The sequence below is a fragment of the Kineococcus vitellinus genome (assembly GCF_009906315.1).
Taxonomy (GTDB): Bacteria; Actinomycetota; Actinomycetes; order Actinomycetales; family Kineococcaceae; genus Kineococcus; species Kineococcus vitellinus.
Genome location: NZ_JAAALL010000484.1, coordinates 1 through 1,946, shown reverse-complemented (window position 1 = coordinate 1,946; position 1,946 = coordinate 1). Strand labels below are relative to the sequence as shown.

2 protein-coding genes are annotated in these 1,946 nt (G+C 74.8%); both read right to left on the bottom strand.

Annotated features, from left to right (window positions below):
* Positions 1–52 precede the first annotated feature (52 nt).
* Positions 53–1,270, bottom strand: coding sequence for an HpcH/HpaI aldolase/citrate lyase family protein (locus GTQ99_RS22665; protein WP_166617928.1), 1,218 nt, complete (start codon positions 1,268–1,270; stop codon positions 53–55).
* 56 nt (positions 1,271–1,326) lie between these two features.
* On the bottom strand, positions 1,327–1,905 hold the full coding sequence (locus tag GTQ99_RS22660) for a TerD family protein (RefSeq protein WP_166617927.1): 579 nt from the start codon (positions 1,903–1,905) through the stop codon (positions 1,327–1,329).
* Positions 1,906–1,946 lie beyond the last annotated feature (41 nt).

Sequence of the window (1,946 nt, the reverse complement as noted above, 5' to 3'; positions counted from 1 at the left end):
CTCCAGCCCGCGCCCCGCGCCACCCCGTCGCTCGCCAGCCCGTCCTGCACGCTCACGCCCGCACCCCCTCCCCGGCGGCGGCGAACGCCCGCCACGCGTCGTCCTGCGCCTTCAGCAGGTGGGCGTAGGAGACGTCCTCGCGGGCGACGCCGAAGGCGTCGGCGCGCGCGAGGACGCGCTCGGCCCAGGCGCGGTGCGGACCCGCCTCGTTCATCTTGTTGCGGTAGGCCGACGCCATGGCGCCGCCGCCGCTCTGGCCGACGACGTCGGAGGCGTCGCAGAAGTCCTCGTGGGTCACCACCGACATGGCGTGCACGACGGCGACGTGCGAGGGGTGGATGACCGTCTTGCCCTGCAGGCCGTTGACCTGGTCGAGGACGAGCTCGCGCACGAGGCCGTCGAGGTCGTCGGCGATGAGCTGCTCGCGCAGCTGCTCGGCGCCGGAGCCGGTGAAGGGGCCGGCGGCCAGCGCGGTGCGGAAGACCCGCTCGCCGGAGGTGAAGTGCTCCCAGACCGGGGCGGTGATGGGGTAGCCGCTGCCGTCGGCGCGGCCCAGCACGTTGATGACGTCGCCGAGGACGTCCGCGACCACGCGCACGTCCCAGACGGTGGACCCGCGCGGGCGGCGCAGGCCGTAGGCGGCGGACAGGTCGGTGGCGCCGGTGCGCACCGCCAGCACGAGGTCGCGGTGGGCGTCGAGGACCTCGCGGATCGCGGCCAGCGCCGCGTGCCGGGTGTCCAGGTGCGCGATGTCCCGGCTCTCCAGCACCGGCATCGCCCACAGCCGCCGCCCGGCCCGCGCGGAGGCCTCCCGCACCGCCTGCATCCACCGCTCCGGCGCGGGCTGGCCCGCTCCGCCGAACTTGGGCACGACGAAGCCGAGCAGGCAGTCCAGGCCCACGCCGCTGCGGGTGACGACGTCGAGCAGCTGCTCGGGGCTGCGCGCGCGCACGAAGAGCATCAGCGGGGCGTCGCCGGCCCACTCCGGGGTGCGGGCCAGGCCCGCCAGCTCGCGCACGAGGGTCTCCTCGGCCTCGGCGACCCGGTGGTCGGGCACCGAGTCCTCCAGGCAGACCACGGCCGAGCGCACCCCGCGGCGGGCCAGCCGCAGCAGGTCGCCCGCCAGCCGCTGGCGGGTCGCGGGGCAGTACAGCGTGGCGCCCAGCGCGACGGCGAGCGCGTCGCGGCCGGCGGTGAGGTCGACGGGGCGGGGCGGCTGCAGGAAGAGCCGGCGGGTCTGCTCGTCGTCGAGCGCGGAGAAGTGGCGCACGGCGTCTCCCCGTCAGCCGACCGGGTCGCAGGTGCCTGGCAGGCCGGTCCGCCCGTTCACAGGTGCGGCGTGACCGCGGGCAGCAGGTCGCGGATGGTGCGCCCGCTGGCGGGTTCGCCGATGGCCGTCATGGCCCAGCCGGAACCCTCGCGGGTGAGCTTGGCCATGATCTGCGCGGTGTGCGGGCCGGCCTGCGACAGGGCGTAGCGGGCGAGCTCCACCTGCTGCGGCTGGGCGGCGTCCACGAGGCGGCAGAAGGCGTTCTGGACCGAGGAGAAGTCCTGGCCGGTGAAGCTGCTGACGGTGAACACCAGCGTGCTGACGGCCGGCGGCACCGCGGGCAGGTCGACGTAGATCGTCTCGTCGTCGCCCTCGCCCTCGCCGGTGAGGTTGTCGCCGGTGTGGGTGACGGAGCCGTCCTTGCTGCGCAGCTGCTGGAACCAGACCTGGTCGACGAGCTTGCCGGCCGTGTCGAAGAGCAGCACGCTCGCGTCGAGGTCGACGTCGACCGCCTTCTTGCGGAACAGGCCCTTGGCGACGGCGTCCCAGCCCAGGCCCATGAAGACGCGGGTGAGGGTGCCACCTCCGCTCTTGGTCAGCGACAGCTTCTGGCCCTTGTTCAGGCTGACGGCCACGGGGATCTCCTCGGTTCGGGATCGGGTGGGACGGGGTCGGG